This is a genomic window from Trueperaceae bacterium, from assembly GCA_023954415.1.
Taxonomy (GTDB): Bacteria; Deinococcota; Deinococci; order Deinococcales; family Trueperaceae; genus JAAYYF01.
The window spans coordinates 130,609-155,747 of sequence record JAMLIB010000003.1 but is presented as its reverse complement, the minus strand read 5'-3'; the positions used below and the strand labels follow the sequence as shown (position 1 = coordinate 155,747).

20 protein-coding genes are annotated in these 25,139 nt (G+C 70.7%); 5 read left to right on the top strand and 15 right to left on the bottom strand.

Features of this window, described 5'->3' with window-relative positions; translation table 11 throughout:
• Positions 1-47 precede the first annotated feature (47 nt).
• Genes M9914_04840 through M9914_04825 form a run of 4 tightly spaced genes read left to right on the top strand, consistent with a single transcriptional unit; the run spans position 48 to position 3,968 of the window.
• Complete coding sequence (locus M9914_04840) at positions 48-1,139, top strand: nitrous oxide reductase accessory protein NosL (GenBank protein MCO5173499.1); 1,092 nt, start codon at positions 48-50, stop codon at positions 1,137-1,139.
• Positions 1,139-2,440, top strand: a complete 1,302-nt coding sequence (locus tag M9914_04835; GenBank protein MCO5173498.1) for a nitrous oxide reductase family maturation protein NosD — start codon at positions 1,139-1,141, stop codon at positions 2,438-2,440. Before M9914_04840 ends, M9914_04835 begins: the two co-directional genes overlap by 1 nt.
• A complete protein-coding gene (locus M9914_04830; GenBank protein MCO5173497.1) occupies positions 2,419-3,180 on the top strand; it encodes an ABC transporter ATP-binding protein in 762 nt (253 codons plus the stop codon). The genes M9914_04835 and M9914_04830 overlap by 22 nt, the downstream gene beginning before the upstream one ends.
• The gene (locus tag M9914_04825) at positions 3,177-3,968 is read left to right on the top strand and encodes an ABC transporter permease subunit (GenBank protein ID MCO5173496.1); all 792 of its coding nucleotides are present in this window, start codon (positions 3,177-3,179) and stop codon (positions 3,966-3,968) included. Before M9914_04830 ends, M9914_04825 begins: the two co-directional genes overlap by 4 nt.
• Before the next feature lie 76 nt (positions 3,969-4,044).
• Here M9914_04825 and M9914_04820 read toward each other — a convergent pair whose 3' ends face one another.
• The 12 genes from M9914_04820 to M9914_04765 all read right to left on the bottom strand — a co-directional run bounded on the left by M9914_04820 (position 4,045) and on the right by M9914_04765 (position 19,258).
• Complete coding sequence (locus M9914_04820; protein ID MCO5173495.1) at positions 4,045-4,584, bottom strand: TlpA family protein disulfide reductase; 540 nt, start codon at positions 4,582-4,584, stop codon at positions 4,045-4,047.
• 72 nt (positions 4,585-4,656) lie between these two features.
• Complete coding sequence (locus M9914_04815; GenBank protein ID MCO5173494.1) at positions 4,657-4,887, bottom strand: hypothetical protein; 231 nt, start codon at positions 4,885-4,887, stop codon at positions 4,657-4,659.
• Positions 4,888-5,116: 229 nt separating this feature from the next.
• Complete coding sequence (locus M9914_04810) at positions 5,117-5,404, bottom strand: hypothetical protein (GenBank protein MCO5173493.1); 288 nt, start codon at positions 5,402-5,404, stop codon at positions 5,117-5,119.
• Between the two features lie 201 nt (positions 5,405-5,605).
• Complete coding sequence (locus tag M9914_04805) at positions 5,606-7,570, bottom strand: MFS transporter (GenBank protein ID MCO5173492.1); 1,965 nt, start codon at positions 7,568-7,570, stop codon at positions 5,606-5,608.
• Positions 7,571-8,184: 614 nt separating this feature from the next.
• Positions 8,185-9,225, bottom strand: a complete 1,041-nt coding sequence (locus M9914_04800; GenBank protein MCO5173491.1) for an ABC transporter substrate-binding protein — start codon at positions 9,223-9,225, stop codon at positions 8,185-8,187.
• An 82-nt stretch (positions 9,226-9,307) separates the two neighbouring features.
• Positions 9,308-10,507, bottom strand: coding sequence for an ABC transporter permease (locus tag M9914_04795; GenBank protein ID MCO5173490.1), 1,200 nt, complete (start codon positions 10,505-10,507; stop codon positions 9,308-9,310).
• Positions 10,507-12,507, bottom strand: a complete 2,001-nt coding sequence (locus M9914_04790) for an ABC transporter permease subunit (GenBank protein MCO5173489.1) — start codon at positions 12,505-12,507, stop codon at positions 10,507-10,509. The genes M9914_04795 and M9914_04790 overlap by 1 nt, the downstream gene beginning before the upstream one ends.
• A gap of 1 nt (position 12,508) precedes the next feature.
• On the bottom strand, positions 12,509-13,372 hold the full coding sequence (locus tag M9914_04785; protein ID MCO5173488.1) for an ABC transporter ATP-binding protein: 864 nt from the start codon (positions 13,370-13,372) through the stop codon (positions 12,509-12,511).
• Positions 13,373-13,382: 10 nt separating this feature from the next.
• Complete coding sequence (hydA, locus tag M9914_04780) at positions 13,383-14,762, bottom strand: dihydropyrimidinase (protein MCO5173487.1); 1,380 nt, start codon at positions 14,760-14,762, stop codon at positions 13,383-13,385.
• 79 nt (positions 14,763-14,841) lie between these two features.
• The gene (gene preA, locus M9914_04775) at positions 14,842-16,197 is read right to left on the bottom strand and encodes an NAD-dependent dihydropyrimidine dehydrogenase subunit PreA (GenBank protein MCO5173486.1); all 1,356 of its coding nucleotides are present in this window, start codon (positions 16,195-16,197) and stop codon (positions 14,842-14,844) included.
• Positions 16,190-17,623, bottom strand: coding sequence for an NAD(P)-dependent oxidoreductase (locus tag M9914_04770; GenBank protein MCO5173485.1), 1,434 nt, complete (start codon positions 17,621-17,623; stop codon positions 16,190-16,192). The genes preA and M9914_04770 overlap by 8 nt, the downstream gene beginning before the upstream one ends.
• Before the next feature lie 153 nt (positions 17,624-17,776).
• Positions 17,777-19,258, bottom strand: coding sequence for a CoA-acylating methylmalonate-semialdehyde dehydrogenase (locus M9914_04765; protein MCO5173484.1), 1,482 nt, complete (start codon positions 19,256-19,258; stop codon positions 17,777-17,779).
• 196 nt (positions 19,259-19,454) lie between these two features.
• Here M9914_04765 and M9914_04760 point away from each other — a divergent pair, with 196 nt between their 5' ends.
• A complete protein-coding gene (locus M9914_04760) occupies positions 19,455-20,657 on the top strand; it encodes an aminotransferase class I/II-fold pyridoxal phosphate-dependent enzyme (GenBank protein ID MCO5173483.1) in 1,203 nt (400 codons plus the stop codon).
• A gap of 600 nt (positions 20,658-21,257) precedes the next feature.
• Here the strand turns inward: M9914_04760 and M9914_04755 are convergent.
• From M9914_04755 to M9914_04745, 3 genes are all read right to left on the bottom strand, one after another.
• Positions 21,258-23,807, bottom strand: coding sequence for a diguanylate cyclase (locus M9914_04755; GenBank protein ID MCO5173482.1), 2,550 nt, complete (start codon positions 23,805-23,807; stop codon positions 21,258-21,260).
• Positions 23,808-24,031: 224 nt separating this feature from the next.
• Positions 24,032-24,472 (bottom strand): DUF4342 domain-containing protein, encoded by a 441-nt coding sequence (locus M9914_04750; GenBank protein ID MCO5173481.1) that lies wholly within the window; start codon positions 24,470-24,472, stop codon positions 24,032-24,034.
• Between the two features lie 176 nt (positions 24,473-24,648).
• Positions 24,649-24,978 carry a cupin domain-containing protein gene (locus tag M9914_04745; protein ID MCO5173480.1) on the bottom strand — a complete coding sequence of 110 codons (330 nt, stop codon included), beginning with the start codon at positions 24,976-24,978 and terminating at the stop codon, positions 24,649-24,651.
• Between the last annotated feature and the right edge of the window lie 161 nt (positions 24,979-25,139).

Here is a 25,139-nt window from a genome sequence, read left to right as displayed (position 1 = left end):
AAACGAGTATGCGCTCACGCAAACGCGACCTATCCATACTGGTAAGCGTGGTGATCGCCGTGGCCGCCCTCCTGCCCCTCCTCACGTTCGTGTGGCCGCTCTGGCACTACTACTTCGAGGCGCCGCAGTACCCGGAAGGGCTGGCGATGCAGATCTGGTCGAGCAAGCTCACCGGACGCGTCGACCTGATCAACGGCCTCAACCATTACGTCGGCTTCATGCACCTGGACGCCAAGGACTTCTGGGAGCTCCAGGTCCTGCCCGTCCTCATCGTCGCCGTCTCCGCCTTCGGGCTCGTGGCGGCCGCCATCGGGCGCAAGCTCGTCTTCCACGCCTGGCTCGCGTTCTACGGCGTCTTCGCCGTCCTCGGCATGTCCGACTTCTACCGCTGGCTCTACCAGTTCGGCCATACGGTCGACCCGAAGGCCGCCATCACGATGGAGGGCTACACGCCCCCGATGCTCGGCACGAGCATCTTCATGAACTTCTACATCACCGCCTGGCCGGGCTGGGGAGCGGCGGCGCTCGCGGGTGGCTTCGTGCTCGCGCTCTTCCTCGCCGTGTGCCTCTGGTGGCGCGGGCGGCTCAAGGCGCGCCGGCTGGCGACGGCCGGCGCAACGGCGCTCGCGCTCGCGTTCACCCTGTCGGCATGCGGAGCACCGCAGCCCGCGAAGATCGTCCTCGGCCAGGACGTCTGCGTTGAGTGCGGCATGGTCGTCTCCGACGCGCGCTTCGCTACCCAGGTCTTGTCCAAGACGGGCAAGGCCTACAAGTTCGACTCGATCGAGTGCCTGGTCGCCTTCCTCGCCGGGGACGAGCTCTCCAAGGACCAGATCCACTCAATCTGGGTATCGAACTACCTGGCACCGGGCACGTGGCTGCGCGCCGAGGAGGCCAGGTACCTGCAGAGCGCGACCGTGCGCAGCCCCATGGGCCTCAACCTGTCGGCCTTCAAGACCCTCGGCGACCTCGAGAACGTGCGCGCGGAAGCCAACGGGCTGGAACGGCGCTGGGCCGACCTGATCGGCCTCGTCATGGAATCGGGCATGCTCGACAAGCTCGGCGGCCACTCTCACGGCATGGAGCCGGCCGGTTCCCAGCCGGCCGACTCCCACTCGGGCGAGGGCGCCGGCCACTGATGGACGGGCACGCCCGGCCTGCCGGGGTCTCCAGGGTCGCCGGCACGGCTCGGCTCGTGGCGCTGTGCGCGCTAGCGGCGCTCTCATGCGGCGCCGCGCTGGCGCGGACGCTGACGGTCTGCCAGGGAGGGTGCGAGTACGGGAGCGTGCGGGGCGCCGTCGCGGCCGCCGTGGACGGCGACACCGTGCTCGTCGAGGCGGGCACGTACCGCGAGGGGGCGCTCGTCATCGACAAGGCCATCACCTTGGAGGGAGAGGGCTGGCCGGTGCTGGACGGCGAGCTACGGCACGCGATCGTCACCGTCGAGGCGGACGACGTCGTCGTACGCGGCCTGGTGCTGCGCGACGCCGGCCGCTCGCACATCACCGACATCGCCGCGCTCCGCGTCGCCGAGGTGAGCGACTGCCTCATCGAGAACAACCGCGTCGAGAACGCGTTCTTCGGTATCTATTTCGCGAAGTCCTCCGGGTGCGTCGTGCGCGGTAACCGCGTCACGGGCGAGGGCACCAACGAGGCGTATACGGGCAACGCCATCCATCTCTGGGGCACCAACTACCTGACCGTCGAGGACAACTACGCGACGGGCTACCGCGACGGCATCTACCTCGAGTTCGCCCGCGGCGCCTCGGTCAGGCGCAACGTCAGCGAGGGGAACCTCCGCTACGGCCTCCACTTCATGTACTCGAACGAGTCGGTCTTCGAGGACAACGTCCTGCGCGCCAACGGCGCCGGCGTGGCCGTCATGTACTCGAAGAAGATCGACATGCACGGCAACACGTTCGCCGACAACTGGGGCGCGGCCGCCTACGGCCTGCTCCTCAAGGAGATCAACGACTCGGTCGTCACCCGCAACACGTTCGAGGGCAACTCGGCCGCCGTCTACGTCGACGGCTCCAACCGCACGGACCTGACCCGCAACGACTTCATCCGCAACGGCTACGCCTTGCGCGTGCTCTCCAACTCCATGGGCATGCGCGTCATGTACAACAACTTCATCGGCAACACGTTCGACGTCGTCACGAACGCCAACCGCTCGTACAACTCGTTCCTCGAGAACTACTGGGACGCGTACGAGGGGTACGACCTCGACCGGGACGGCGTCGGCGACCTGCCGTTCCGACCCGTGCGCCTCTTCGCCATGACCGTCCAAAGCTACCCGCAAGCCATGGTGCTGCTACGCAGCCCGCTCTCGCAGGTGCTCGACTACGCCGAGCGCGTGCTGCCCGTGATCACGCCGAAGGCCATCGAGGACGATCGGCCTTTGATGGGAAGGATCGTATGGTCGTCGTCGACGCCCTGAGCAAACGGTTCGGCAAGCTGGAGGTCCTCAAGGGTGTGAGCGCCGCGTTCGCACCGGGCAAGGTGACGGCCGTCATCGGCCCGAACGCCTCCGGCAAGACGACGTTGATGAAGTGCATCCTCGGGCTGGTCGTGCCAGATACCGGCACCGTCACGATCGACGGCGAGCCGGCGCGCGACAACCCCGCCTCGCGCAAGGCGGTCGGCTACATGCCGCAGGAGCCGCGCTTCCCGGACAACCTGAAGGTGAGCGAGCTCTTCGAGTTCGTGCAGGACCTCCGGGGCGAGCGGCCTGCCGGCTTGGGCGAGCTCATCGACTACTTCGAGCTGCGACCCCACCTCAACAAGCCCCTACGCGTGCTCTCGGGCGGGACGAAACAGAAGACGAGCGCGGTGCTCACGTTCCTCTTCCACCCCAAGGTCCTCATCCTCGACGAGCCGAGCGCCGGCCTCGACCCGGTCGCGAGCAGCCGCCTGAAGGACCGCATCCTCAGGGAGCGCGACCTGGGCGCCACCGTCATCCTCACCTCGCACGTCATGAGCGAGCTCGAGGAGCTCACCGACGAGGTCCTGTTCTTGCTGGAGGGCACCGTGCGCTACGCGGGGACGTTGGACGCGATCCGCGCCGGCACGGGCGAGCGGCGCCTGGAGCGGGCCATCGCCAAGCTCATGACGGGCGAGGTGCGTCTGGACGACGGCTTCCGCCTCCTGATGTCCGAACCGAGGGGTGAGGTAGCGTGAGCACGAGCCTGAAGGTGATGAAGTACGCGTTCTTCGACCTGATGCGCAGCCGCTGGGTCCTGATCTACACCCTCTTCTTCCTCGCCGCCACCGGCGGCCTCCTCTACTTCGGCGACGACGCTGCCCAAGCCGTGCTCAGCTCCTTGAACCTCGTGCTGCTGATCATCCCGCTCGTCGCGCTCATGCTCGGCATGAACCACTACTACTACACGCGCGACTTCGTGCAGCTGATCCTCACCCAGCCCGTCTCCAGGCCGAGCGTGTTCCTCGGCCAGTACGCGGGGGTCGCCCTGCCGCTAGCGATGGCGTTCGTGGTGGGGACGGGCGTGCCGTTCGTCGTCTACTCGCTCACCCACCGCATCGACGCCGGCCTCGTGCTCAGCCTCCTAGGGGCCGGGGCGCTCGTCAGCCTCGTCTTCACGGCACTGGCGTTCTGGCTCGGCCTGGCCAACGAGGAGCGCGCCCGCGCCCTCGGCCTCGCGCTCGGCGTCTGGCTCGCGCTGACCGTCGTCTACGACGGCCTAGTGCTCTACTTCATCGTGCTCGCGCAGGCCTACCCTATCGAGGGGGCGGTCATGGCGGCGAGCGTCCTCAACCCGATCGACCTCTCGCGCATCCTCGTGCTCATGCGGCTGGACGCCGCCGCCCTCATGGGCTACACGGGCGCGCTCTTCAGCACGTTCCTCGGCAGCACGACGGGGGCGCTCGTCGCCCTGGCGGCCCTCGTCGTATGGGTGGCCGCGCCCGTCGGGTTCGGGCTGCTGGCGTTCCGGCGTAAGAACTTCTGAGGCCGGCGCGGCGGGAGCCGCTCGGCCGCGCCTCAGGCCCTCGCGGCGCGCTACCGACCACCGCTCGCGCGCGCCGTCACAAGCGCCCGCGCTTGAGGTCCGTCAGGTAGTTGAGGAGCTCGACCTCGCTGACCTCGCCGATGTGGCTGAGCACGTGGTTGCCTTTGGCGTCGAAGAAGAGCGTGACCGGGAGGCCGACGGCCTCGAACTCGTTGGACAGCACGCTCCCCTGGTCGAGGAGGACGCCCTCGATGACGAGGTCGTCGCGCCCCGCCAAGTAGGCCTCTACGACGGAGCGGGCCTCACCCTGGTCGGCGAAGTAGAAGCGCACCTCGGGGTTGGCGCGCGCGGCCGCCGCGAGCATGGGGAGCTCGCGCCGGCACGGCGGGCACCAGGTGGCCCACAGGTTGACGATCGTCGGTCGGTCGGTCACCGCGAGCGCGACGCTGCCCCCCTCGTAGCGCTCGAGGGTCAGGTCGGGCAGCCGCTTGGCGTCGGCCTGCGCGGGCTTGAGGAGCCACCAGCCGAGGCCGGCGCCCACGAGGACGACGGCGAGGACCGCGAGCAGCGGGCGCCGCTGGCGGCGCCCGGCGGTGGTTCCGTCGCTGGCTCGCATACGTTCAGTCTATAGGCGACGGCGCCGGCAGGGCGTCGTGGCCGCGGCCGGGCCGCGACGCGGCTAGGCGGCTCAGCCCCCGTTGCTGAACAGCATCCAGGCGAGGCCGAAGATGAAGATCAGCAGGCCGAAGGAGAAGAACATCATGGCCTCGAGCAGGCCCGCCATCCTGGGGAAGTCGGCCGCCTCGAACGTGCTGACGCCCGCCGGGATGTTCTTCTCATGCTTGGTGAAGAACACGTAGAAAGACCATACCGAGCCGAGCAACATGCCGGCGCCGAACAACATCATGACGGTAGCCATGGCGCTCCTCCTTGCGCGGCGACGATGGCGCCGCTCCCGCGCGGCGGGCGAGCGCCACCACGACGCCTCGCCGACCGCGCGCCGCGGCCTCGTCGGTCGGCGCGCTACTGCCGTATACGTTACCCTCCCCGGCGGAAGAAGGCCAGTGGCGGGCTTCACGACAGGTAACGGACGAGCCTGCCGGACCCGTGGTCTGGGCCCGGCAGGCTCGCGAAGTCGAGGCGAGGGCTCAGCTCTTCTTGGCGCCGCCCTTGAGCATGCCGGCCACGGCCGTGAGGATCGCGCCGCCGGCGCCGCCGCCGACCACGTCGGAGATGATGCTCATGAGGTCCGTCGAGCTGCCACCGCTGCCGACGCCGAGCGCGGATAGGAGCTGGCCGCCACCGAGGCCGCCGACCGCGCCGATGATGCTGCCGAGCGCGCCGCCGAGGCCGCCCTTCTTGCCGGCCGAGGCCGCGAGGTTGCCGCCGAGTAGACCGGCGACGAGTTGGATGATGATCGGGAGCCAGGTTTCCATGCCGCTTACCTCCTGAGGTGTGTGGCGCCGAGGAGACCCGTGGTCGGCCCGCGGCTCCGGCGTCTGCCGGTAGCGGCCTTACGGGTACCTCCGATCACGGTCGGGGCGGGGCGACTCGCGTTAAGCCGTGAGCGCCGCCACTCCCTGGCGGGTGAGAACCGTGAACAGCATCACTCTATATTCATGAAGGCGGGAGCGTGGCTACTCCGCCATGCGGGTAGCGTCGATGGCCGCCACCTTGCGTAGCGGCAAGCCCGGGATGAACGGGATGATCGCGGAGCCGAGCAGCAGGATGGCGAAGCTGACGATGAACAGGAGCTTGATCGACTCGGAGAAGCCCTGCTTGATGCCGTGGTCCAGACCGGCGGCGAGGTCGCCGAAGTACTGCTCCACCCCGGCGGCCACCAGCGGCGCCTGCGCGGCGCGCTCGTCGGGCGTGAGGCCGGGCGCGCGCGTCGCGAACTCCCGCAGGCTCGCGGGCAGCGTCTCGTCCGCCGCTACCGCGGCGGCCGCGGCGGCGTCGCCAGCGACCACGGCGGCCAGCTTCTCCGAAAGCGCTGCGGCGGCACCTTGGATGGCCCCCAACACGCCGCCCGCGTCGCCGGCAGCGCCCGCGTCGGGGCCGGCCGCCCCCGCCTCGCTGCTCAGGCCGCTCAGGGAGCTGAGGTCGAACGCCTGCGTGACGCCCGGGAGCGCGGGCACGTACTTGGGTATCTCACGCTGGACGCTCAGGGTGAGGAGCGTGCCGAAGACGGCCAAGCCGATTACCGAACCGATCTGACGGAAGAACTGGCTGGCGCTGGTGGCCACCCCCATGCGGGAGAACGGCACGGCGTTCTGGATGGCGAGGGTGAACTGGCTCTGGGCCGGGCCGAGCCCGATGCCGACCAGGACCATCCGCCAGCCGAGCGAGAAGAGGGTCGTGTCCAGGTCGATCCTGGTCAGAAGGAACACCCCGACGAGGAGGATCACAGAGCCCGTGATCATGAGCGGCTTGTACTTGCCCGTGCGCGTCACCACGAGGCCGGCCACGAACGAGCTCACGATCATGCCGCTCATGAGGGGCAGGAGCGTGAAGCCGGAGTTCGTGGCGGAGACGCCGAGCACCAACTGCATGAAGAGCGGCAGGAACATGACGATGCCGAGGAACGCCACGTTGATGACGAACGAGGCGAGGTTGGCCGTGGTGAAGACGCGGATGCGGAAGAGCTCGAGCGGCAACATCGGGTCGCTCACGCGCGCCTCGACGTAGACGAACGCGGCGAGCGACAGGACGGTGAACCCGAGCATGGCGAGGATGACGGGCGAGCCCCAAGGGTAGGTCGTCCCCGCCCACGTGAGGGCCAGGAGCATCGGCACGAAGGTCGTGACGATGAGCACGGCGCCGAGCAGGTCGAGGTTGCCCTTCTTCCCGGCCGCCGGCAGGGCCGGCATGACGCGCGCGATCATGAAGAGCGCGAGGAGCCCGATGGGGACGTTCACGTAGAAGACCCAGCGCCAGCCGGCGACGGTCATGCCCAGGAGGTGCGTATCGCCCAGGTCGGTGAAGAAGCCGCCGACCAGCGGGCCGAGCACCGCGGCCAAGCCGAACACGCCTCCGAAGAGGCCCTGGTACTTGCCGCGCTCGGCCGCCGGGATCATGTCGGCGATGATGGCGAACGCGCTCGAGAAGAGGGCCGCCCCGCCGAGCCCCTGGAGGGCGCGGAAAGCGATGAGCTGGGTCATGCCGCCCCCCAGCAGCGGCAGGTCGCCGAACTCGCCGGCGAGGCCGCTGAGCGCCGAGCCGACCAGGAAGATGACGACGCCGATGATGAGGATGGGCTTGCGGCCGTAATCGTCGGAGAGCTTGCCGTAGATGGGCACCATTACGGTCGAGGCGAGCAGGTACGCGGTGGTGACCCACGTGTATAGGTTCAGACCGCCGAGGTGCTCGATGATCCGCGGCATGGCCGTGGAGACGATGGTCTGGTCTAGTGCGCCAAGGAGGAAGACCACGAGCAGCCCTGCGAACGTGAGGTTGCGCTCGCGTTTCGTGAACTTGCGGCGGGGCGCGGCCGTCTGGGAGCCTGGAGGGGCGTCTGCGGTCGTTCCGGGTTTGGGCGTCTGTCTGACGCTCGGTTTGCCTCCGGCGACTACGCCGGGCATCGGGGTTATGGAATCGCTCACGGTCCTCCAGAGCGCGAGCCGCGGTCCCCGGACTCGGGGCGGGCTCGAAGCGCAAGGCCGGAGTATAGCGCGCCGCCTATGAACGGGGGTGTCGTCGTCACAGCGCGGTGGTTCCAAGGCGGTGAGCCGGCCGTGGCTTCGCCTCGTTGTCTGGTGGGCGGACCCGTGACCGCGTCGCGTGGTCTGGTGGGCGGCGGGGCGGGACCGCTGCGTGCCGGCCTACGCTGCGCTCCGGCCGCACTGCGCGTTCCCGCCCCGCCGCCCACCTCGACCGTCCTTCGCTGAGTCAGGGACGGCCCCGTCCCCCGCCTCTCGCGGATGGACGAACGAGCTCCCTAAGCGGTCGGAACACGGTTTGCCGGGCACCAAGCGCCCGAAGTCTAGGTGGGTGGGCCGGCGGAGGGTGCCCGGAGTATGCCGAAGCGAAGCGCAGGCAGTACGGAGGGGCGCCCGCCGCCGGCCCACCCACCAGACCACGCGCCGCGGCCACGGCCCAAGCGCAGGCCGGCACGCAGCGCCCCCGCGCCGCCGAGCGCCATAGCCACGGCGCCAACAAGAGCGCGCCGACCCCACGGCGGGGGCCGGCGCGCCGAAGAGCTCAGCGAGCTGGTAGGTCAGTCGACGGCGTCGTAGATGCTCGGGTCGACCGCCTGCTCCCAGGTGTAGGCCTGCTTGATGAGGCCGACCTCGACGAGGAGGTTGACGGAGCGCTCGAACGCGGCGCGGTCGAGGGCGCCGACGTGCGTGTCGGCGGTCGGCTTGACCAGCTTGGCGACCTCGGCCATCTGCCAGGTCTGGTGGATGAGCGGGCTCTGGCGGCTGCCGGAGCCGGCGCACGTGTCGCCGCAGTGCGAGAGGACGATCTGCACGGCCTCGTCCTGGTTGGCGACGGCGTACTCCCAGCCGCGGATGGAGGCGCGCAGGAAGCGCTGCGCCACCTCGGCGCCCGTGAGCCCGGAGCCCTTGAAGTTCGTGGCGGCCAGCGTGGCGGGGGTGGCGAAGAGGCTGTCCTCGAGGAGGTCGGCGCCGATGCTAGCCGGGTCGAGGATCGAGAGGGTGTCGAGGTCGTAGCCGAGGCCGACGATCTGATCGAGCTCGTTGTAGGTCATGGCGCTCGCCACGTCCACCTCGTTGGGGAACACGAGCGACGGGTCGAAGGCGTACACGACGGCGTCAACGTCCGGGCTGGTCACGGTCGGGTCGAGGTTGGAGGTCAGCCCGGCGGCGGAGAACACGGCCTCGGCCGCGAACTCGTTGCCGAACGCCCACACGCCGACCTTGCGGCCGGCCATGTCGGCGATCGTCTCGATGCCGGAGCTCTTGAGCGCCACGAGGCGGTAGCCGGAGGTCTGGTAGATCTGGGCGATGTTGACGACCTCGAGGCCCTGGTCGCGCTGCGTGAGGATGTTGGCCACCCAGTCCGTGCCGAAGTCGGCGTTGCCGGACGCCACGGCGACGGTCGGGTTGACGTTACCGCCGTCGAGCACCGTCACGTCGAGGCCTTCTTCCGCGTAGAAGCCCTTGTCCTGCGCCACGAAGTAGCCGGCGAACTGCGCCTGCGGGAACCACTTCGACTGGAAGTTGATGGGGATGAGGTTCTGGGCGAGCCCCACCGGCGCGAGCAAGAGTAGGAGCGCGGCTAGTGCTTGGACCATCCGTTTCATTCGTTACCTCCCATTGGCTTTCCTACGAGGTTACAGCCTGTCCGACGCGAAGGGCCTTGAGCGTTCACATACTCTATGACCCCCTCGTCGACGGGTGCCATGCCGTGAAGGCCCGCTCGAGCAGGCCGACGGCCCAGTAGAGGGCCATGGAGATGAGGCTCGACACGAGGATGGCCGCGAACACGATGTCGAACGCCCCGCGGTGCGCCGAGAGGCTGATGCGTTGGCCGAGGCCGTTGGGCGGGCCGGGGATGAGGAACTCGGCCACGATGACGCTCACGACGCCGACGACGACCGCGACCTTCAGAGCGTTGAAGACGTACGGCAGGGCGTTCGGGACGCGCAGCTTGAGGAAGACGGTGAGGGGCCGCGCGCCGTAGGAGCGCAGGAGCTCGAGCTTGAGCGGGTCGACGAGCGTGAGCCCCTGCACCGTGTTGAGGACCACCGGGAAGAACGTGACGATGACGACGACGGCCGCCTTCGACTCCCAGTCGACGCCGAGGGCCCGCCCGAGGACGGGCGCCAGGCCGACGATGGGCACGGCCCCGAACGCGGTGGCGAGCGGCAGGAAGCCCCGCTGCAGGAAGCGGCTGAACGCGATGGCGCTGCCCACCAGGAAGCCGAGCGTGAGGCCGACGGCGAAGCCGAACAGGACCTCCTTCACGAACGTGAGGTAGGCGTCCGCCAGAAGCACGCGCCACGTGCCGAGGAAGGCGAGCCAGATGTCGGAGACGCGCGGGAAGATCCCCTTGGGCACGCGCGAGCCGACGACCAGGCCCTCCCAGGCCAGGAGGACGAGGAACGCGACGGTGGCGGCCGGCACGAGCCGCTGAACCCGGTGCTGCCACCTGGGGGCGTCGCTCTCGAGCTCGATGACGCTCACGCGCCCGGCGGCGGTGGCGGCGGCAACCAACGACCCGAGGAGGGTGAGCCAGTAGCCCCAGCCGGCCGGGCCGGCGAGGCCGCGCTGCGCGAGGAGGGCGAGGAACGCGGCCGACACGGCGAGCGGCGTGGCCAGCGGCACGGTCCAGGGGCCGCCCAAGCCGCTGGGCACCAAGGCCGCCACCAGGAGCGCTACGCAGCCGATGGCGAGCCCGCTGCCGGCCGGCAGCAAGGCGTCGCCACCCGCGACGAACGGCCCGAAGAGGCCCGTCGCCGCCACGCAGAGCATGAGTAGCGTCGGCACGTGCGGACGCCAGGCGAGCGCGGCACGGAGCGAGCCGGCGTCGGGACCGGCACTCGAGGAGCCCGTGCCGGAGACGCGCGCGGCCATCAGCGGCGCTCCCAGGGCGCGGTGAAGCGTTGGAGGAGGCCGACGATGGCGACGAGCCCGATGCCGAGGGCGGCGGAGATGAGCAGCAGTATCCAGACGTCGGAGACGTTGCCGGCTTGCACCTGGCCGACGATGGCGTAGCCGAGGCCCAGGCGGTTGTTCGACTCCGTCTCCGCGACGAGCGCGCCGACGAGCGCGGCGGCCGCGCCGAGCTTGAGGCTCACGAACAGGTAGGGCACCGCCGCGGGGAACCGCACCTTCCAGAAGACCTGGAGCGGCGAGGACGCGTAGCTCTTCATGAGGTCGAGCGACAGCGGGTCGACGGAGCGCAGGCCCGTCACCGTGCCGACGGTCACCGGGAAGAACGCTATGTACGCCCCGATGAGCGCGGCCGGCACGAGGCTCGTCTGCACCGTGACGCCGGCGTTGCCGAGCAGGAGCAGGAGCACGGGGACGAGGGCGATGATCGGGACCGTCTGCGACGCGATGACCCAGGGGAGGAGCGCGCGCTCGAGGGGCCGGATGGCCACGAAGACGATCGCGAGGAGCACGCCGAGCACGCCCCCGAGCGCGAGCGCCGTGAGGGTGCCGCCGGCCGTGTACAGGGTGGCACGCACGACGTTGCGCGTGTCGGAGAGCGGGTAGTTGGTCAGGAAGGCGGGGATGCGCTTCGCGATCCAGTGGGGGAACGGCATGGGGTGCTGCGGCATCGAGAGGAAGCATTCGATCTCGCTCGAGCCGCAGGCCGGGTGGTCGTAGTAGGTGTAGGTGGCGGCCCACACGCGGCTGCCCGGCGCCGGCGCCTTGGCCAGGGTGATGACGCCCACGGCCGGGTCGTTCACGACGTAGTCGGGGTACTGCCTGAGGGCCGCGTTCCTCGGCGGCGCGACCGTGAACGTCACGACGGGCCCCGCCCGGCCGAAGTCCCGCCCCTCCAGCGCCTCGGCCCCGTTCACCGTGACGACCCCGCGGTCGCTCGTGAAAGTGAACGCCTTGCGCTCGCCGTCGACGCGTTCGGCCGGCCTCTCGGCGGCGGGCGAGAGCTCGACGTCCTCGAGCATGATCCGCCTCCCGGGGTCGGACTCGACTAGGGGGGCGTGCTGCAAGTGGAAGACGCGGTTGACGCCGTCGACCTCCCCCACCAGGCGCTCGACGACGGCCAGCGTCGCCGTAGCGGCGCGCGGCGGCTCCGCGCTCGCCTCGGCCAAAGCGATGGTGCCGGCCGCGGCGTCGAGCACGGCGTAGTCGCCGCTGACGCGGCGCACGCTCGCGTTGAAGGGCGCGGGCGAGCGCAGCTCGATGCGCCTACCGTTCGCCTCGAAGCCCTCGCCCTCGAGGAGCAGCTGCCCGTTCACGAGGACGGGGCCGGTCTCGGCCTCCGGGAACGTGAACGCCGCCAGCACGCCGTCGGGGCGCTCGATGGCGTCGTCGGCACCCGGCACCAGGAGGCGGTCGCCCAGGTAGAGGGCCTCCCACCCGCCCGCGGGCAGGGCGAACACGTGGCCGGCGACGCCCTCCGAGGCACGGGCTCCCGTCGCCGCGTCCGCCGAGGGGTCCGCGACACCGAGGCCGGGGGAACGCGCGTCGAGGGGGCCGGTCAACGCCTCGCCCCACTCGAGGAGCGGCCCCGCCACCGCGTCGCGCAGGCGCGCGGCGCCGTCCTCCAGGTCGTAGGTGGCGTCCACTGGCCGGTCGCCGTAGACGAGCACCGAGCGCGCCGTGGCTAGGCTCTCGGCGCCGCCGAAGCGCAGCTCCGCACCGGCCGGCGCGCCCGCCCCGACGTCGGCGGGCGCCTCCGCCAGGGGCTTGGGGGTCGTCGTGGCGCGCACCCAGTTGGCCACGTTGTCCATGCGGGTGCGCGCCAGCGGGAGGCCGAGCAGCAGCGCGACCGGGTACATGAGCGCTACGAGCACGGCGAGCACGACCGCCAGGGGTACCCAGCCGGAGAGCGTGCGGCGCCAGGCGGGCGCCCGGGCCCCGTCCGCCGCTGCGCGCGCCATGTCAGTAACCGACCTTGGCCAGGGTCTTGGCGGGCCCGCCGGCCGCCTTGCCGCCGCCGGAGGCAGCGCCGCCGACGTCACCCTCGCCTTCCTTGCCGAGCCGCAACGCCTCCCGCACGCGCGTGGTGAGCTCGAAGAAGCGCTCGGATTCGCGCGTCTCGTGGTCGCGGGGGTAGGGCAGGTCGACCTCGATGACCTCCCTGATCCTCCCCGGCCTGGCCGTCATGACGACGATGTGCGACGAGAGGAACACGGCCTCGGCGATGGAGTGGGTGACGAACACGACCGTCTTCCCCGTCTGCCGCCAGAGCCGCAGGAGCTCGAAGTTCATGACCTCGCGCGTGATCTCGTCGAGCGCGCCGAACGGCTCGTCCATCAGGAGGAGCTTCGGGTCGAAGGCGAGGGCCCGCGCTATCGAGACGCGCTGCTGCATGCCGCCGGAGAGCTGCCACGGGTAGGAGCGGTGGAAGCCCTCGAGTCCGACGAGGCGCAGCATCTCCTCGGCCCGGGCCCTGCGCTCACCCTTCGGCCACCCCATGATCTCGAGCGGGAGCATGACGTTGGCGAGCACGTTGCGCCAGTCGTAGAGGGCGGGCGCTTGGAACACGTAGCCGTACTCGCGCGCGGCCCGTGCCTCCTTGGGCGACTTGCCCGCCACGGTGATGCGGCCGCTCGTCGGCTCGATGAGGTCGGCGACGAGGCGCATCAGCGTCGTCTTGCCGCAACCGGACGGGCCGATGAGGCTGACGAACTGGCCGTCGTGGATCTGCAGGTTGGCGTCCTGCAGCGCCACCGCCTCGACCTTGCCGACGCGGAAGAGCTTGCTGACGTCCTGGACGTCGATGATCACGGGGGCCTCGGGCACCTGGGTCGCCTCAGCTGGCCGGCGTGCGCCTGAGGAGCTTGCCGCGCCCGGGGTCGCCGACGAACTTGCCGTCCACGGCGGCGACCTCGCCGCGCACCGTCACCACGCTCGGGCGCCCGTCGATCTCGACGCCCTCGAACCCGGAGTAGTCGACGTTCATCGCCTGGGTCGTCGCGGTTATGCGGCCGCGATAGTTGGGGTCGTAGACGACGAGGTCGGCGTCCGCGCCCACCGCGACGGTGCCCTTGCGCGGATAGAGGCCGAAGAGCTGGGCGGCCCGCGTGCTCGCGGCGCTGACGAAGCGCTCGAGGGAGAGGTTGCCGCGGCTGACGCCGTAGGTGTAGAGGAGGTTCACGCGGTCCTCGATCGTCGGGATGCCGTTGGGGATCTTCGTGAAGTCGCCGCGACCCATCTCCTTCTGGCCCTTGAAGTCGAAGGGGGCGTGGTCGGTCGCGACGGTGTCTATGAGGCCGGCGGCGAGCGCGTCCCATAGCGGCTTCTGGTTGCGCTTGTCGCGCAGGGGCGGCGACATGACGTACTTGGCGCCCTCGAAATCGGGGCGCTCGGCGTAAGTCTTGTCGAGGACGAGGTGTGGCACGACGCACTCGATGGCGAGGGAGACGCCGCGCTCCTTGGCGGCCAGTGCCGCCGCCAGCGCCGGCGCGCAGCTCAGGTGCACCACGTAGCCCCTGGCGCCCGTGATCTCCAGGAACGTCGCGAAGTGGTTGGTGCCGTCGGCCTCCACCCGTTCCGGCCGCGACGGCTCGTGCCACTCCGGTCCGGTTCGGCCGGCGGCGAGGAGCTGCGCCTGCAGCTGCGCCACTAGCTCGTCGTTCTCGCAGTGGGCCGTGACGATGACGCCCAGCTCCTTGGCCAGCGTGAGCGTGCGGAAGAGCTCCTCGTCGTTCACGCCGAAGAAGCCCTTGTAGGAGAGGAAGACCTTGAAGGACGTCATGCCGTCGGCGACGATCTCGCGCAGCTGCGCCTCGGCCTCGGCGTCGTACTTCGACACGCCGATGTGGAACGTGTAGTCGCAGGCGCTGTTGCCCTCCGCCAGCTCGTTCCAGAGGCGGTAGCCGGCCATGAGGTCCTCGTGCCGACTGGGCGCGAGCATCTCGATGTAGGTGGTCGTGCCGCCGACGAGCGCGGCCTGGCTGCCCGTGCGGTGCGTGTCCTTCGTGAGGGTGCCCATGAACGGCAGATGGATGTGCACGTGCGGGTCGATGAAGCCGGGGAAGACGTACTTGCCGGCCGCGTCGACGACCCGCGTGCCAGCAGGCGCTTCCAGCCCCTTGCCGATGCGCGTGATGGTCTCGCCCTCGCAGTAGATGTCGGCGTGCATGCGCTCGGCCGCCGTCACTATCTCGCCGTTCTTGATGAGCAGGCTCACGTTTCGTCCTTTCTCGGCGTTCGCATGGCGCCGGTGGGGAAGCGCGCGTCGGCGCGCCGCGGCGCTCCAGCTGGGCCGTTCAGTGGATCTCTATGCCCACTTCCCGACGGAACGCGACCATGGCGTCCCAGTCGGTCGTGACTTCCGGCCGCGTCCTCACGAGCTCGTTCCAGGTGAAGCTCTCGCGCTCGCGGGGGCGCTCCTGCATGGTGATGCAGTCGTCGACCGGGCACACGAGGCTGCAGAGGTCGCAGCCGACGCAATCCTCCTCGCGCACCTTCGGCTGCAGGAGCTCGGCGCCGGCGTAGGTCTCGGGGTCCACGCGCGCGCCGTCCTTCGTCAGGTCGATGCACTGGTGCGCCCCCTCGTCGCAGGCCACGTAGCAGAGGTTGCACTGGATGCACTTCTCCTCGTCGATGACCGCGACCGTCTTGAACGAGAGGTCGAAGTCGCCGAAGTGGCCGATGCGGGGCACGGACTTGCCGACGAACTCGGAGATGGAGCCGGCGCCCTTCTCGTCGAGCCAGTTGGAGAGCCCGTCGCACAGCTCGTGGATGATGCGGAAGCCGTAGTGCATCACGGCCGTGCAGACCTGCATGCTGGTCGCGCCGAGGAGGAGGAACTGGGCGGCGTCGCGCCACGTCTCGATGCCGCCCATGCCGGAGATCGGGATGCCGGACGCCGCGACCTTCGGGTCGGCGGCGACCTGGGAGAGCATGTGCAGGGCGATGGGCCTGGCGGCCGGGCCGGCGTAGCCGCCGTGGCTGCCCTTGCCGCCGACGTTCGGGAAGATCTCCAGGCTGTCGAGGTCGACGCCCGTGATGGAGTTGATGGTGTTGATGAGCGAGATGCCGTCCGCGCCGGCGTTCACGGCGGCGTGGGCGGGCGGGACGATGTTGGTGACGTTGGGCGTCAGCTTCACGATGACCGGGATGCTGGCGGCGGCCGTGACCCAGCCCGTGATCATCTCGCAGTACTCGGGCACCTGCCCGACGGCTGCGCCCATGCCGCGCTCGCTCATGCCGTGCGGGCAGCCGTAGTTGAGCTCGATGGCGTCGGCGCCCGTGTCCTCGATCTGTTGCACGACCTTGCGCCACGCGGCCTCGTTGGACGAGACCATCGCGGAGACGACCACGGCCCGGTCCGGCCAGAGCTTCTTGACCTCGCGGATCTCCTTGAGGTTGACCTCGATCGGGCGATCGGAGATGAGCTCGACGTTGTTGATGGCGATGAGGCGGCGGTGACCGTACTCGAACTGGCCGTAGCGGTTGCACACGTTCAGCACGGGGTCGCCGATCGTCTTCCAGACTGCCCCGCCCCAGCCGTACTCGAACGCCTTGTTGATCTGGTATGCGGAGTTCGTCGGCGGCGCCGACGCGAGCCAGAACGGGTTCGGGCTAACGACGCCTGCGAAGTTGGTTGTCAGGTCAGCCATGGATCCTCCCGAACTCGTTGACCGTGGCGTGCAGGAAACGGCCGCGAGTGTCGTCCCTGGCGGGGACCGGCTCGGCCACGCCGAGCTGCCTGGCGATGGCGCGCGCCGCGATCTTGCCGTCCTCCGAGGCGGTGACCGTGAGCGCCTGGCCGGTGGCGCGCACGCAGTCGCCGGCGGCGAAGACCTTGGGGTTACTCGTGCGCAGCTCGCCGTCCGTGCGCACGTAGCCCGAGGCGTGCTCCACGCCCACGGCGTCGTAGAGGGCGACGAGCTTCTCCTGGCCGATGGCCTTGATGACCTGATCGGCCGGGATGACGAACTCGCTGCCGGGGATGGGCTCGGGGCGGCGCCTGCCGCTCGCGTCGGGGTCGCCAAGGCGCATACGCACGCAGCGCACCCCGGTGACCTTCCCGCCCTCCCCGAGGACCTCGACGGGCTGGGTGAGGAGGCGGATGTCGACGCCCTCGGCCCTGACGAACGCCACCTCGTGGTCGTACGCGCTCATCTCCTCGCGACCGCGGCGGTAGAGCATCGTCACGCGCTCCGCGCCGAGGCGCTTGGCGACGGTGGCGGCGTCGATGGCCGTGTTGCCGGCCCCGACTACGATGACCTCGTTGCCTACCGGGATGCGCGTGAGCGCCTCCTTGCCGTCCTTGTCGGCCAGCTTCGTGGCCGCGATCATGGGCAGGGCCTCGACCACGCCTTCGAGCCCCTCGCCCGGGACGCCGAGCGGCGGCACGCGGCCCGTGCCGGCGGCGAGCACAACGGCGTCGTACTCGCGCAGGAGGTCCTCCGGCAGCACGTCGCGCCCGACCTCGACGCCCGTGCGCACCGTCACGCCCAGCTTCTCGACGAACCCGACCTCCTCGAGCGCCACGTTCGTCGGCTCGCGGAACACGACGATGCCGTACGTCGAGAGACCGCCCGCCAGCTCCCTCTTCTCGAAGACGGTGGCCCGGATGCCGCGCCTGGCGAGCTCGCCCGCCGTGCTGAGGCCCGCGGGGCCGGCGCCGATGATCGCCACGCGCTTGCCCGTGTCGGGCACGAGCTCGAACGGCTGGATGTCGTTCTCGAAGATGTGGTCGGTGGCGTAGCGCTGGAGCCGCCCGATGGCGATGGGCCTATGTTCGTTGCCGAGTACGCAGGCGCCGACGCAGAGCTCCTCCACGGGGCAGACGCGCCCGCAGGTGTGGCCCATCATGTTCGACTCGAGGATGGTCGTGCCGGCGCCCGTCAGGTTGTCGTTGGCGATCTGCCTGATGAAGGTCGGGATGTCGATGCTCGTCGGGCAGGCCTTGATGCAGGGCGCGTCGAAGCAGTAGAGGCAGCGCTCGGCTTCGACGGTGGCCTCGTTCGGCGTGTAACGCGGATGGATCTCCGAGAACGAGTCCTGCAACTGGTCGAGTGACAGCTTGTGATGCTCCATGCTCCTCCAGTGGGTCCCTGGGCGCCCTCGGTCTCGCGAGGACCGTCGGGGGCCTCCTGACCGGGGGAACTCGCAGGCGAGGCTTGCGGGGCCGTCTTCGGATCTAGTCGCGTGCCTGCGGTCGGCATGCCGGCCGCAGGCACGGTCCTCGACTCAGAACGTGCGGCTCCAGTGCTCGGGCCAGCGCTCCACCACGACCTTCGTCTGCGTGAAGAACTCGATCCCGTGGGCGCCCTGCGCGTGCAGGTCGCCGAAGAAGCTCTCGCTCCAGCCGCTGAAGGGGAAGAACGCCATGGGCGCGGCGACGCCGAGGTTGATGCCGATGTTCCCGGCTACGGCCTGATGGCGGAACTGGCGGGCGGCGCTGCCGGAGGTCGTGAAGATGGAGGCCTGGTTGCCGTAGGCGCGGTCGTTGACCATCTGGATGGCCTCGTCGAGGGAGCTCGCGTGCATCATGGAGAGGACGGGCCCGAAGACCTCCGTCTTGGCGATGTCGGAGCCAGGGGTAACGTCGTCGAGCAACGTGGCGTGCACGAAGTAGCCGTCCGCGAAGCCGTCGACGTTCACGTCGGCGCCGCCGGTGAGCACGCGAGCGCCCTGGCTGACGCCCTTCTCGATGAGGCCGGCGATGCGGCTCTTCGATTCGGCCGAGATGACGGGGCCCATCTGGGTCGACTTGTCGAGGCCGTAGCCAACCGTGCGCGACTCGGCGGCCGCCACCATGCGGTCCGTGAACTCCTGCCTGGCGTCGCCCACCGTGATGGCGACCGACGTCGCCAGGCAGCGCTGACCGGCGCAGCCGAAGGCGGAGTCGGCCATGATGCGGGTGGACATGTCCATGTCGGCGTCGGGCATGATCACGGCCGGGTTCTTGGCGCCGCCCTGGCACTGGGCGCGCTTGCCGTTCTGCGTGGCGCGCGCGTAGATGTACTTGGCGACCGAGGTCGAGCCGACGAACGACACGGCCTTGACGTCGGGGTGGTCGAGGATGGCGTCGACCGTCTCCTTGCCGCCGTTGACGAGCCCGACGACCCCGGCCGGGAAGCCGGCCTCCTCGAGGAGGCGGAAGAGGAGCTGCGTGGTCATGGGCACCTTCTCGCTCGGCTTGAGGAGGAAGGAGTTGCCGGTGGCCACCGCGTACGGCAGGAACCACAAGGGGATCATGCCCGGGAAGTTGAAGGGCGTGATGGCGGCAACGACCCCGAGGGGCTGCCGGATCATGTGCTCGTCGATGCCGTGGGCGATGTCCTCGTTGTTGCTCCCCTGCATCATGTACGGCGCGCCGCACGCCACCTCGACGTTCTCGACGCCGCGCTGCATCTCGGCGACGCTCTCGCCGTAGGTCTTGCCGGCCTCGTTGGTGATGGTGCGGCCGAGCTCGTCGAGGTTGGCGATGAGGAGGTCACGGAGCTTGAAGAGGGGCTTGATGCGGTCGATGACGGGCGTCTCGCGCCACTGCCTGAAGCCTGCCACGCCGGCCCTGACGGCCTCGTCGACCTCCGCCCTCGCGCTCAACGGGACGCGGGCGATGGTGGCGGCCGTGGCCGGGTTGCGGACGTCCTGGTGCGTGCCGGAGCGGGAGGGCTGCCACTTCCCGCCGACGTAGTTGAGGAGCTCTTGCGCGGTTTCGATCATCGTCGATCCACCATCCCTTAGGAGTTGGTATAGAGGTCCGCGGGTGCAAGCCCGCAACCGGTTCTAGATGCGGCATTGTACGCCTCCGCCGCGGCCGTGACCAGGCGAGCCGCTGCCACACGCACTTCGCGCGACTTGGCTCCCGGTTCGCCCGTACGCGAGCGCCCGGCGGGGGTGGGCGCCGCTAGACTAGGCCATGACAAGGACGACCGCAGGCGAGGCCTTCGCCACGCGCGCCGTGCGCGCCGGGCAGGGGCACGACGAGACGACCATGGCGCATACGACGCCCATCTACCAGACGAGCACGTTCGTGCTGGGGAGCACGGAGCGGGGCGCCGCCATCTTCTCGGGCGAGGTGGCGGGCAACGCCTACTCGCGCGTCGGCAACCCGACGGTCGGCGCCGTCGAGGCGAAGGCGGCGGCTCTCGAGGGCGGGGAGGCGGCCGTGGCCTTCGCCTCAGGCATGGGGGCCATCTCCGCCGTGCTCATGAGCCTCCTGCGTGCGGGCGACGAGGTCGTCATCCTCGGACCCCTGTACGGCGGCACCCGCAGCCTGTTGGAGGACCTGCTCAGCCGCTTCGGCGTCGCGACGCGGGCGGTGGCCGACGAGGAGCTGGCAGGAGCGGTAGGGCCGAGGACGCGCATGCTCTACGTCGAGACGCCCACCAACCCGAACCTGCGCGTCCACGACCTCGACCTCATCGCCAGGGTGGCGCGGGAGGCCGGGCTCGTCAGCGTCGCGGACAACACGTTCGCCACGCCCTACCTGACGCGGCCCATCGAGCACGGCATCGACATCGTCGTCCACTCGGCCACCAAGTACCTTGGCGGCCACGGCGACCTGCTCGGCGGCGTCGTCATCGGGAGCGCCGAGCACATGCTGGAAGTGCGCGGTCTGGGCCTGAGGCAGCTCGGCGCCACCCTCGACCCGCACGCGGCGTACATGCTGCTACGCGGCATGCGCACGCTGCACCTGCGCATGGAGGCGCACTGCCGCAACGCGCGCGCCGTCGCCGAGGCCCTGCGCGACCGACCCGGCGTCCTGGCCGTCCACTACCCCGGCTTCGCCGACCACCCGGGCTTCGCGGTGGCCGCGCGGCAGATGAGCGACTTCGGGGGCATGGTGTCGGTCGAGCTCGAGGGCGGGCGGCGGGCCGCGGCGGCGTTCCTCGACTCGCTGAAGCTGTTCGAGAACGCCGTGTCGCTTGGCGACGTCGCCTCGCTCGCCTGCCATCCGGCGTCGACGACCCACGGGCACCTGCCCAAGGAGATGCTCGAGGCGGAAGGCGTCACGGAGGGCCTGGTGCGCCTGTCCATCGGGGTCGAGGCGGCCGCTGACCTCGTAGCCGACGTCCTGGAGGCGCTGGCGCCCGCCACGCGCGTGGCGGGCGGCGCCTAGAGCAGCAGCCCCTCTCGCTCGGCGAGCCCGGCCTCGGCACGCGCCCGCTCCAACTGCTCGCGCAGGCTCCGCCCGGCCGCCTCGTTCTCTTCGATGCGCGCCCAATGGCAGGCGCGCTCGAGCGCCGCGACGGCTTCCTCGTGGCGCCGGAGCCGCAGGAGGATGTTCGCCGCGTCCGTGGCACCGATCCGCGCCCCGTGGGCGAAGCCGAGCCGCTCGGCCTTGGCTTGCGCCTCCTTGACGAGGGCAAGGGCCTCGGCGTGCGGTCGCAACCCGTGCTCGCTGGCCAGCCTCCCCATCCCCGCCAGCGCCAGCGCCAGACCGCTCTCGTGACCGACCTCGCGGTAACGCTCGGCCGCCGCTTCGAGGGCGTGGAACGCCTCCTCGTAGCGCTCCGTTCCCGCCAGCAGGAAGGCGACGTTGCCGCGCGACTGCGCCTCGCCGAACCCGTCGCCCATGGCGGCGCGCATCTCGGCAGCGGCCAGTAGGTAGCCGAGCGCGTCGTCCACGCGATCCTCGTGGCTCGCCACGATGCCGGCGGTGTTCAGGGCCATGCTCAGCGTGCGCGTGCGACCGCCGGCCTCGAGCAGCGTTATGGCCTCACGGATCTTGTCCGTGGCCTTCGCCAACTCCTCCTGCCGCATGAGGTAGAGGGCGACGGACTCGAGCGCCCAGCCGAGGAGCTCCGCGTCGTCGCAGCCCGCCAACGTCGGCACGAGGCGCTGGAACAGCTCGGCCCCCTGCCGGTAGTAGCCGCGCACGTCGAAGTAGCCGCGCAGGAGCTCCGCGAGGGGCCACGCGGCCTGCGCTGTCCGCGCGGGAAGCCAGCCACGCGAAGGACCACTCCAGGTTCGCCCTCTCGGAATCCACGCGCTTGAAGCCGCGGGCCGTGCGCTCGGCGCTCGGGAGGCGGTTGAGTCGCCGCGCGACCTCCGAGTACGCGCGTGCCACCGCGTCGCGCGCGGTCGCCTCGTCCTCGAGCCCGGCCCTGAAGCGCTCGGCGATGACGGCGTGGACCGTGTAGCGTTCGCCCTCGCGGCGCACGAGCGAGCGCTCGAGCAGGGCGAGCAGGAAGAAGGAGGAGGCACCGGAGGCCGCCCGGCCGTCCTCCGCCAGGAAGCCGCCCGGGACGAGGGCCAGCGTCCCGAGGGCCTGCCGCTCGGCGCTGCTCATGAGCCCGCGGGTGGCGTCTATGAACCGCTCGGTGAGCGGCTGCGGCTTCCCATCGGGGGTGTTCGCCAGGAAGCCCGGGCGCTGCTCGAGCGCGTCGAGCAGCTCGGCGGGCGACAGTAGGCGCGTCCAGGCCGCGGCAAGCTCGATGGCGAGGGGGTCGCGCCCGACGGCCGCGGCCAGCTCGGCGAGCTGGTCGTCGGTCGGGTCGTCCGCCCCGACACGCCGCATGCCCTGCCTGAAGAGCTCCTGCGCCGCCGTGTCCGCCAGCTCCGGCACCTCGATGGCGCGCTCACCCACGATGCGCAGCGGCCTGCGCGCGGTCACGAGGAGCCGCAGGCCGGGTGAGCGCCGCAGCAGGCGCGAGAGCACGCCGGCTTCGTCGGCCAGCGCGTCGGCGTTGTCGAGCACGAGCCGCATGCGCGCCCCGCCCAGGCGTTCGGCGAGCGCCTCCACGTCGTCGACGCGCAGGAGGTCGAGCGTCTCGGCGATGGCGGCCGGCAGCCGCGCGGCCGAGTCGACCGCCCGCAGGTCCACCCAGTAGGTGCCGTCCGGCGCGTCCGGCTCCCGTTCGGCGGCGAGGTCGAGCGCCAGCTGGGCAGCCAGCCTCGTCTTGCCGGAGCCGCCGTGCCCCACGAGGGTGACCAGCGGCTGGTCGCGCACCAGCGGCGCCGTCGCGGCGAGCCACCGCGCTCGACCGACGAGCGGCACCTCCCAGCGCGGCAGCTCCAGCTGGGCCCGGCCACGCGCCTCCTTGGGCGTCTGTGCTTCCCGAAGCCCAGCGAGGCGCTCGCGGAGCCTGGCAGGGTCGGCATGCCAGTCCGTGTCGCCGCGACGCAAGACCCCGGCGCTCAGGAGATCGAGGACCAGGGGAGCGATGCGGCCCGGCAAGCCGCCCCCGGCACGTGCCAGCTCGGAAGCCGTCCGGTCCGCGATCCTCGCGCCAAGGGCAGCGCCGAGCCAGTTCGCCACGTCCGCTTCTGAGAGCGGCCCGAGCTCTAGGCGGCCGTCGGCGCCGAACGCCGAGGCCTCGCCGTCGAACACGACCTCGACGAGCTTGGTGCCGCCGCGCCGCAGGCTCTCCGCCACCAGGCCGGCGCTGGCCGGATCGAGCCACCGCGCGCCCGTTGCCACGAGCAGGAGCCCATGCGCCTCGGCGTCGTTGCGGAGGCGGTCACGGATGTCGTCCTCGAGGGCGTCGCCAGGCCGGCTCCCGCTGGCGTAGGCGCTCGCAAGCGCCCGGAGGTGGACGCTGGTGTCCGCCGGGTCGCCCGCGAGGACTCTCACGACGAGACCGGCGTGGCGAGCCCGCACCCCCGCTTCGGCGAGGAAGCGCGTCACGCCTGCCCCCCGCTGCGCAGCGACGCGCAAGACGCGCTGCCCGCCGTCGGTGCCCGTCAGGAAGGCGTCGAGGGTCGCGAGCTGCGCGTCGCGACCGAGGATGCGGGCCTCGGCGAGCTCGAACCGGGCGGTCGCGCGCTGCGAGTCGTCGATGACGACGCGGTTGCGGCCGGCGCGCTTCGCGCTTCGCACGCGCTCGTCGGCGCGTTCGAAGAGGCCGTCAGGACCTCCGGTCTCGTCGCTCGCGGCGGCTCCGATACTGATGCCGATCGTCACCCACGCCGCGCCGGCGACGGGGTCGCCGGTGACCTGTTCGTTGACCCGGCGCAGGACCGTCTCCGCTTCCGCGCGGTTCGTGTTGGGCAGGAGCACGACGAACTCGTCGCCACCGTAACGGAACAGCAGGTCGCCACCGCGCAGGACGCGCAGGGTCCGTTCCGCCACCGCCCGCAACGCGGCGTCGCCCGTCGCGTGGCCGTAGACGTCGTTGAGGGCTTTCAGATGGTCGAGGTCGAGGACCGCGAGCGCGTGATGCGCGCCAGTGGCGGCGTGTTCGGCGGCAAGGCGTTCGAGGGCGCCGGCCAGATGGGCACGGGCCAAGGCGCCGGTCAGGTCGTCGCGCTGGTACTCCGGCGTCATGCCTACCAGTGTAGGCGGGCGGTTCTTACGCTTCCGTCACAGTCGGGGGCGGGACCCGCCGACCGACCGGACGGGGAGCCGCCGCCTCACCTTGGACGATCTCGCATTCTGGGGTGCCGCGCGCCTGCCGACAGGCAAGCCGCCTCCATGCGGCTGGGCCGCGCCGTTGCTTCGGCGCGGCCCAGCCTCGCGCACGCGTCGACCGCCTGGGTCGACTGGCCGGTTCAGGCGCTGCGCTCGACGGTGATGGTGAGGTTCGCGACCATCGCCGCGATGGCGCCGACGGCCGCCCAGACGGGCAGCAGCACGGTGCCGATGACGCCGATGGTGAGTGGGATCTCGATGAGGACCTTGCCGTCGTCGTTCTTGATGGCTATGCGCCTGACGTTGCCCTCGCGCACGAGCTCCTTCACCTTGGCCACCACGGCCTCGCCCGACAGGCGGAACTCCTCGGTGAAGGTGCGGCCGTGCTTGTCGGCCCGGTTGGCGGCGCCCTGAGCCGCGCTCGCAGCGGCGGCGTTCGCAGCAGCCGCGGCTCCCGCCGCAGCGGTCGCATCGGCGGCAGCGGCGCTCCGCCCCACCGCGTCGTCCAGCGCCTTGGCGGGGTCGGGCAGGGGTGCGCCAGCGTTGGTCGGCCGGTCATGGGGATCATCCGTGTAGGTCATCTTTCGCCTCCTTGCCCCGAGGTTAGGCCGGGCAGGGTCGGGCTCGCATCCTACGTTCGGATGAGGTGCACGTAGCCGTTGGGGGTGGTCTTTCACCGGGCCGCCCACCAGCCGGTCTCCCCCGAGCCGGCGGGGTCGTGGAGTGGACGAGCCTGGTACCGCTACCGCCGGCGGCCTCAGGCCCCCGGCAACGTCGCCAACGTGATGAGCACGGCGGCCGGCGCGCCCGACGTGTTGCGCGGGCTCACCATGCGCTCCCCCGAGAAGCGGACGAGCTCCTGCGCTCGGAGCGCGTGCTCCTCGCCGTCGAGCCACACGGTGGCTTCGCCCTCCAGGCCTTGGATGGCGACGTTGCAGCCGGGGTGGTTGTGGACGGGCATGGCCTGGCCGGGCGCCATGGTGAGGTGGAGCATGGTCAGGCCGGGTTCCTTGACGAGCAACCGTCGGCTCGGACCGGAGGGGTCGGGTGCGAAGCAGGCGGCGAGGTCGAAGCGGTCTATGGGCACGCCGACCAGGATGCCATCCTCGCCGGCCGCGGGACCATGACTCAGGTACGAACGCGGTCGAAGGCAGGTCGGCCGTCGGGCATCCCGTATATGCCTTGACAGGAATATACTCATGGCGTTATCGTCGGGCGGGAAGGGCCGGCACCCACCGGCACGAGCAG

Bases quoted from the DNA above. Each gene is read 5' to 3' on its own strand.
- M9914_04835 (MCO5173498.1), top strand. From the start codon at position 1,139: ATGGACGGGCACGCCCGGCCTGCCGGGGTCTCCAGGGTCGCCGGCACG.
- preA (MCO5173486.1), bottom strand. From the start codon at position 16,197: ATGGCTGACCTGACAACCAACTTCGCAGGCGTCGTTAGCCCGAACCCG.
- M9914_04815 (MCO5173494.1), bottom strand. From the start codon at position 4,887: ATGGCTACCGTCATGATGTTGTTCGGCGCCGGCATGTTGCTCGGCTCG.
- M9914_04800 (MCO5173491.1), bottom strand. From the start codon at position 9,225: ATGGTCCAAGCACTAGCCGCGCTCCTACTCTTGCTCGCGCCGGTGGGG.
- M9914_04820 (MCO5173495.1), bottom strand. From the start codon at position 4,584: ATGCGAGCCAGCGACGGAACCACCGCCGGGCGCCGCCAGCGGCGCCCG.
- M9914_04810 (MCO5173493.1), bottom strand. From the start codon at position 5,404: ATGGAAACCTGGCTCCCGATCATCATCCAACTCGTCGCCGGTCTACTC.
- M9914_04750 (MCO5173481.1), bottom strand. From the start codon at position 24,472: ATGACCTACACGGATGATCCCCATGACCGGCCGACCAACGCTGGCGCA.
- M9914_04760 (MCO5173483.1), top strand. From the start codon at position 19,455: ATGACAAGGACGACCGCAGGCGAGGCCTTCGCCACGCGCGCCGTGCGC.
- M9914_04830 (MCO5173497.1), top strand. From the start codon at position 2,419: ATGGTCGTCGTCGACGCCCTGAGCAAACGGTTCGGCAAGCTGGAGGTC.
- M9914_04765 (MCO5173484.1), bottom strand. From the start codon at position 19,258: ATGATCGAAACCGCGCAAGAGCTCCTCAACTACGTCGGCGGGAAGTGG.
- M9914_04795 (MCO5173490.1), bottom strand. From the start codon at position 10,507: ATGGCCGCGCGCGTCTCCGGCACGGGCTCCTCGAGTGCCGGTCCCGAC.
- M9914_04755 (MCO5173482.1), bottom strand. From the start codon at position 23,807: ATGACGCCGGAGTACCAGCGCGACGACCTGACCGGCGCCTTGGCCCGT.
- M9914_04770 (MCO5173485.1), bottom strand. From the start codon at position 17,623: ATGGAGCATCACAAGCTGTCACTCGACCAGTTGCAGGACTCGTTCTCG.
- M9914_04790 (MCO5173489.1), bottom strand. From the start codon at position 12,507: ATGGCGCGCGCAGCGGCGGACGGGGCCCGGGCGCCCGCCTGGCGCCGC.